Source organism: Actinoplanes sp. TFC3 (genome assembly GCF_001553785.1).
In the GTDB taxonomy this organism is placed as follows: Bacteria; Actinomycetota; Actinomycetes; order Mycobacteriales; family Micromonosporaceae; genus Actinoplanes.
Genome location: NZ_LOJP01000001.1, coordinates 2658631 through 2664748, shown reverse-complemented (window position 1 = coordinate 2664748; position 6118 = coordinate 2658631). Strand labels below are relative to the sequence as shown.

Sequence of the window (6118 nt, the reverse complement as noted above, 5' to 3'; positions counted from 1 at the left end):
CCCGCATCCCCGGCCACCGAACCCCCGCTACGGAAGAGAACCCCTGATGACCTCTGCCGGTATCGAAGCCATGAACGTGTTCGCCGGAACCGCCTACATCGACGTCGCAAAGCTCGCCGCGCACCGCGGCCTGGACACGGCCCGTTTCCACAACCTGCTGATGCAGGAGAAGTCCGTGGCCCTGCCGTACGAGGACCCGGTCACCTACGGCGTCAACGCGGCCAAGCCGCTGCTGGACGCCATGACCCCAGCCGACCGCGACCGCATCGAGCTCGTGGTCACCGCCACCGAGTCGGCCTTCGACTTCGGCAAGTCGATGAGCACGTACTTCCACAGCCTGCTCGGGCTCAACCGCAACTGCCGGCTGTTCGAGGTCAAGAACGCCTGCTACTCCGGGGTGGGCGCGTTGCAGACCGCCATCAACTTCGTGCTCGCCCAGGTCTCACCTGGGGCCAAGGCGCTGGTCATCGCCACCGACATCACCCGGTTCATGGTGGCCGAGGGCGGCGACGCGCTGTCGGCCGACTGGTCGTTCGCCGAACCCAGCGGCGGCGCCGGGGCGGTGGCGATGATCGTGGGGGAGACGCCGCACCTGTTCGAGGTCGACAAGGGCGCCAACGGCTACTACGGCTATGAGGTGATGGACACCTGCCGGCCGCTGCCCGACAGCGAGGCCGGCAACGCCGAGCTGTCCCTGCTGTCGTATCTGGACTGCTGCGAGAACGCCTTCCGCGAGTACCAGAAGCGGGTCACCGGCGCCGACTTCGCCACCACGTTCGACTACCTGGCCTTCCACACCCCGTTCGGCGGCATGGTCAAGGGCGCGCACCGCAACCTGATGCGCAAGTTCGTCAAGGCGGCCCCGGCGGCCATCGAGGCGGACTTCCAGCACCGGATGCAGCCGGGACTGACCTACTGCCAGCGCATCGGCAACATCATGGGCGCCACCGCGATGTTGGCGCTGGCCAGCACCATCGACCACGCCGACCTGAGCAGCCCCCGCCGGATCGGCTGCTTCTCCTACGGCTCGGGCTGCTGCTCGGAGTTCTTCAGCGGCGTGGTGCGCCAGGAGGGCCAGGACCGGCTGCGCGCCCTGGGTATCGACCGGACGCTGCACGACCGCTACGAGCTGACCCTGCCCGAGTACGACGAGCTGCTGCGTACCAACGACGCCGTCAAGTTCGGCACCCGAAACGCCGTGCTCGACCCCGACGTGGTGCCCAAGGCGCGCACCGCGCTCGGCCGTGAGGTGCTGTTCCTCAAGCAGATCAACGAATTCCACCGGGAGTACGAGTGGACGTCCTGACCGGCCACGACTACCGCAGCATCCGGGTCAGCACCGACGCCGGGATCTGCACTGTGCGGCTGCACCGCCCCGAGGCGGGCAACACCATCACCGCCGAGTTGGTGGCCGAGTGCACCCGGGCCGTGCACGCGGCCACCGGCCGGGCCAAGGTTCTGGTGATCGAGGGCACCCCCGAGGTGTTCTGCCTCGGCGCCGACTTCACCGAGCTCGGTTCGGGCACCGCCACCACCGGCCCCGGCACCTCACACGCCGAGGCCCTGTACGACCTGTGGCGCGCCATCGCCCAGGGCCCGTTCGTGTCGGTGGCCCACGTCCGCGGCAAGGTCAACGCCGGCGGGGTCGGGTTCGTTGCCGCCTGCGACGTCGTGATCAGCGACGACCGGGCCACGTTCGGGCTCTCCGAGCTGCTGTTCGGGCTGATACCGGCGTGCGTGCTGCCGTTCCTGATCCGCCGCATCGGCGCGGCCAAGGCCAACTACCTGAGCGTGATGACCCAGCCGGTCACCGCGCAGCAGGCGCTGGACTGGCAGCTGGTCGACGTGTGCGGGCCGGACAGCGGCACCCTGCTGCGCCGGCATCTGCGCCGGCTGCGATGCCTGCCCGCCACCGGCATCGCCCGCTACAAGACCTATCTGCGCGAGCTGGACGACTCGCTGGGTGCGGCCCGCCCGGCCGCTGTGGCAGCCAACCACGCCGTGTTCTCCGACCCGGCGAACCTGGCCGGCATCGACCGGTACGTGCGCACCGGCCGTCTGCCGTGGGAGGAGGAATCAGCATGAGCGGCGCCCCGGTCACCGTCACCGAGCTGTCCCCGGCGATCGCGCAGATCACCATGCAGGACGAGCAGCACAAGAACACCTTCTCCAACGAGCTGATGACCGGGTTGTTCCGGGCCTTCGAGCAGGTCGGCGCGAACCCGGCGTACAAGGCGGTGATCCTGACCGGCTACGGCAGCTACTTCGCCAGCGGCGGCACCCGCGACAGCCTGATGCAGATCCAGGAACGCAAGATCAAGTTTACCGACGCCGCGTTGTACAGCCTGGCCCTGGACTGCCCGATCCCGGTGATCTCGGCGATGCAGGGCCACGGCATCGGCGGCGGCTTCGCCATGGGCTTGTTCGCCGATTTCGTGGTGCTGAGCCAGGAAAGTATCTACACCGCCAACTTCATGCAGTACGGCTTCACCCCGGGCATGGGCGCCACTCTGATCCTGCCCCGCAAGCTCGGCTACAGCCTCGGCACCCAGATGCTCATGTCGGCGCGCACCTACTACGGCCGCGACCTGCGGGCCAGCGGCGTTGCCTTCCCGGTGCTGCCCCGCGCGGAGGTGGTGCCGTACAGCCGGGAACTGGCCGAAACCCTGGCCGAGAAGCCGCGGGTGTCGCTGGTGACGCTCAAGGACCACCTGGTCGCCGACATCCGCGCCGAGCTGCCCGGCTACATCGCCCGCGAGGTGGCCATGCACGAGACGACCTTCCACCAGAGCGAGGTCCGCGACCTCATCACATCGCACTACGGAGGAACCCACCGATGACCGAGAACGACATCTTCCACCTGGTGGTCTCGCACACCCGCGAGATCCTGCCCGAGCTGGGCTCCCACCAGTTCCGGCCCACTGACTCGCTGCGCGAGCTCGGCGCCAACTCCATCGACCGCGCCGAGATCATCACGATGACGCTGGAATCGTTGTCGGTGGACATCCCGCTGGTCGAACTGGCGGGTGCGACCAACATCGGCGAGCTGGTGAGCACGGTCCATGCCAAGTCCGGCTCCTGAGTTTCTGATCACCGGGGTCGGCATCACCGCGGCTATCGGCTCGGGCCGCGACGCCTTCCTCGCGGCGCTGCTCGAGGCCCGGCACGCCTTCGCCTCGATGACCCGCCCCGGCCGGCAAGCACCCGGCCTGGATCCCTTCACCGGCGCGGAAATCCCGGGCCTGCCCGAGCCGCAAGGGGTGCCCGCGCGGGCGTTGCGCACGGCGTCGCTGTCCGCGCGGGCGGCCCTGACCGCGGTGGGGGAGGCGTGGCGCGACGCCGGCCTCGACGACGTCGACCCCGCCCGGATCGGTCTGATTGTCGGCGGCTCCAACATCCAGCAGCGTGAGCTGGTGCTGGCTCACCAGCGTCACGCCGACCGCCCGCAGTTCATCCGTCCGACCTACGGCATGTCGTTCCTGGACACCGATCTGTGCGGCTTCTGCACCGAGCTCTACGGCATTCAAGGCTTCGCCCGTACGCTCGGCGGTGCGTCGGCCAGCGGCCTGCTGGCCATCCTCGACGCGGTGCAGGCCGTGCGCTCCGGTCAGGTCGATGTTGCCATCGCGGTGGGCGCGCTGATGGACGTGTCGTACTGGGAGCTGCTGGCCCTCCGCGGCATGGGTGCCATGGGATCGGTGCGCTTCGCCGGCGATCCGGCTGCGGCGTGCCGCCCGTTCGACGCGGCCCGCGACGGCTTCATCTTCGGCGAGGCGTGCGGGGCGGTGGTGGTGGAGCGCGCCGGTTCGCGGGCGCAGCTGGGGCCGTACGCGTACATCCTTGGCAGTGCCGTGACCATGGACCGCAACCGCAACCCGGATCCGTCGCTCGACGGTGAGGTCCGCGTAATCGAAGGCGCGCTGCAGCAGGCGGGGGTGACGGCCGCCGACATCGACTACGTCAACCCGCACGGCACCGGATCGCCGCTGGGCGACGAGATCGAACTGGGCGCGCTGCGCAAGTGCGGGCTCACCCACGCCCGCATCAACGCCACCAAATCGGTTACCGGGCACGGTTTGAGCGCGGCCGGGGCCGTCGAGGTGATCGCCACGGTGCTGCAGATGCGCGCTGGCCGGCTGCATCCGACCCGCAACCTGAGCGACCCCATCGACACCTCGTTCGACTGGGTGGGCGCGCAGGCGGTCGAGCACCAGGTGACGACAGCGCTGAGCCTGAGCATGGGTTTCAGCGGCATCAGCTCCGCCATCTGCTTGCGGCGGTTTTGATGGCCCGCAAGGTGTTCATGTACTCCGGGCAGGGCTCGCAGTACTACCAGATGACCCGCCAGCTGTACGAGCAGAACGAGCGCTACCGCCTCTGGCTGGACTACTGCGACGAGATCGCCGAGCCGGTTCTGGGCCGCTCGGTGCTCGAGGTCATCTTCGCCGACGACCGGGCCCGCAGCGAGCCGTTCGACTCGCTGCCGGACTCCAGCGCGGCGCTGATGTGCGTGGAGTACAGCCTGACCCGGCTGGTGCGCGAGCTGGGCCACGAGCCGGATCTGCTGCTGGGCTACAGCCTGGGCGAGGTCACTGCGGCGGTGGTGGCCGAGGCGCTGTCGCTGGAGGACGGGCTCACGATCGCGGTCGAGTTCGGGCGGCTGCTGGAGGCGAGCACCCCGCCCTCGGCGATGCTGGCCGTGGTCGGCGCGCAGCACTTGCGCCGCGAGGCCGGGTCGCTGGCCGGCGGCTGCTGGGTGACCGCCACCAACTTCACCGGCAACTTCGTGCTCACCGGGCGGCTCGCCGACGTGGAGCGGGTGCAGGGCGAGCTGGAACGCGACGGGGTGCTGTGCCAACGGCTGCCGGTCAACTTCGGCGTGCACACCCCGCTCATCGACCCGGTTCGTGAGCAGGCCCTGGCGGTGCTCGGCGCGGCGCGTCCGGGGCTCCCGCGCATTCCGCTGATGTCGTCGGCGGGGGCCGATGGGGTGAGCGCGGTGTCGGGTGGATCGCTGTGGTCGGCGATGCGGCGACCGGTGGAGTTTGACCGTACCGTCGCAAAGCTTCTTGCCGGTGGCGACGCCCAGCTGATGGATCTCGGCCCCAGCGCCACCCTCGCCACGTTCGTCAAATATCTGCTGCCCCCGGGCAGCTCCTCGACGCAGGTCAGCACGATCAACCGATTCGGCAACGACATCAAGTCGTTGCGCGATTTCCAGGCCGCCGCGGCCTGAGGGGAGAGTCATGGCAGCACACGACGGGATCCGGACGTACGACCAAGCGGTCTGCGTCATCACCGGCGGCGCCTCGGGCATCGGCCGGGCCCTGGCCACCGAGCTTGCCACCCGCGGCGCCGAGGTGGTCATCGCCGATCGGCAGATCGCCGAGGCCGAGAAGCTGGCCACCGGCATCCGCGAACGCGGCGGGCGGGCCCGCGCGGCGCAGCTCGACGTCAGCGACCACGACGCCGTCACCGCGCTGGTGCAGGACACCGCGCGGCGCCACGGCCGGCTGGACTACCTGTTCAACAACGCCGGCATCAGCCACGGGATGGGCGCCGGGGCCCGCCACTACCGCATCGAGGACTGGCGGCGCATCGTCGAGGTCAACCTCATGGGGGTGATCAACGGGGTGCAGGCGGCCTACCCGTTGATGATCGAGCAGGGCTTCGGGCACATCGTCAACACCGCGTCGATGGCCGGGCTGGTGCCCAGCCCCGGCACCACGTCGTATGTGACCACCAAGCACGCGGTGGTAGGGCTGTCGCACAACCTGCGTGCCGAGGCGGCCGAGCACGGGGTCCGGGTGAGCGTGCTGTGCCCCGGGGTGATTCGCACACCGTTCATCGAGGGCGGCGAGTACGGCCGGCACGTCGTGCCCACCAGCAAGGAGCAGTACCGGGAGATGTGGGAGAAGCGCCGGCCCATGGCACCCGAGCCGTTCGCCAGCAAGTCGCTGGACGCGGTGGCCAAGAACCGCTGCGTGATCATCGTGCCGGCGTCGTGGAAGCCGATCTGGTGGCTGTTCCGGCTCTCGCCGACGCTGTGCCTGACCATGGCGGCGAGAACTTTCCGCGACGCGGTCCCGGCCCCGGAGACCGCTGCCCGCTGACGCAA

7 protein-coding genes are annotated in these 6118 nt (G+C 69.6%); all 7 read left to right on the top strand.

Annotation, left to right across the window (positions count from 1 at the left end):
* Positions 1-46: 46 nt before the first annotated feature.
* The 7 genes from TFC3_RS11975 to TFC3_RS11945 are packed head-to-tail and all read left to right on the top strand — an operon-like array spanning position 47 to position 6113.
* Positions 47-1306, top strand: a complete 1260-nt coding sequence (locus TFC3_RS11975; protein ID WP_067499190.1) for a hydroxymethylglutaryl-CoA synthase family protein — start codon at positions 47-49, stop codon at positions 1304-1306.
* Positions 1294-2085 (top strand): enoyl-CoA hydratase/isomerase, encoded by a 792-nt coding sequence (locus TFC3_RS11970; protein WP_067499188.1) that lies wholly within the window; start codon positions 1294-1296, stop codon positions 2083-2085. Before TFC3_RS11975 ends, TFC3_RS11970 begins: the two co-directional genes overlap by 13 nt.
* Positions 2082-2840 carry a polyketide synthase gene (locus TFC3_RS11965; RefSeq protein ID WP_067499187.1) on the top strand — a complete coding sequence of 253 codons (759 nt, stop codon included), beginning with the start codon at positions 2082-2084 and terminating at the stop codon, positions 2838-2840. Before TFC3_RS11970 ends, TFC3_RS11965 begins: the two co-directional genes overlap by 4 nt.
* The gene (locus TFC3_RS11960; protein ID WP_067499185.1) at positions 2837-3082 is read left to right on the top strand and encodes an acyl carrier protein; all 246 of its coding nucleotides are present in this window, start codon (positions 2837-2839) and stop codon (positions 3080-3082) included. The genes TFC3_RS11965 and TFC3_RS11960 overlap by 4 nt, the downstream gene beginning before the upstream one ends.
* Complete coding sequence (locus tag TFC3_RS11955; protein WP_067499184.1) at positions 3063-4286, top strand: beta-ketoacyl synthase N-terminal-like domain-containing protein; 1224 nt, start codon at positions 3063-3065, stop codon at positions 4284-4286. The genes TFC3_RS11960 and TFC3_RS11955 overlap by 20 nt, the downstream gene beginning before the upstream one ends.
* Entirely contained in the window at positions 4286-5236 is a 951-nt protein-coding gene (locus TFC3_RS11950; RefSeq protein WP_067499183.1) for an acyltransferase domain-containing protein, read from the top strand. Before TFC3_RS11955 ends, TFC3_RS11950 begins: the two co-directional genes overlap by 1 nt.
* A 10-nt stretch (positions 5237-5246) precedes the next feature.
* On the top strand, positions 5247-6113 hold the full coding sequence (locus TFC3_RS11945; protein WP_067499182.1) for an SDR family oxidoreductase: 867 nt from the start codon (positions 5247-5249) through the stop codon (positions 6111-6113).
* The last annotated feature ends 5 nt before the right edge of the window (positions 6114-6118 follow it).

Coding starts and splice junctions, on each gene's coding strand:
- TFC3_RS11975 (WP_067499190.1), top strand. CDS start 47: ATGACCTCTGCCGGTATCGAAGCCATGAACGTGTTCGCCGGAACCGCC.
- TFC3_RS11965 (WP_067499187.1), top strand. CDS start 2,082: ATGAGCGGCGCCCCGGTCACCGTCACCGAGCTGTCCCCGGCGATCGCG.
- TFC3_RS11960 (WP_067499185.1), top strand. CDS start 2,837: ATGACCGAGAACGACATCTTCCACCTGGTGGTCTCGCACACCCGCGAG.
- TFC3_RS11955 (WP_067499184.1), top strand. CDS start 3,063: ATGCCAAGTCCGGCTCCTGAGTTTCTGATCACCGGGGTCGGCATCACC.
- TFC3_RS11950 (WP_067499183.1), top strand. CDS start 4,286: ATGGCCCGCAAGGTGTTCATGTACTCCGGGCAGGGCTCGCAGTACTAC.
- TFC3_RS11945 (WP_067499182.1), top strand. CDS start 5,247: ATGGCAGCACACGACGGGATCCGGACGTACGACCAAGCGGTCTGCGTC.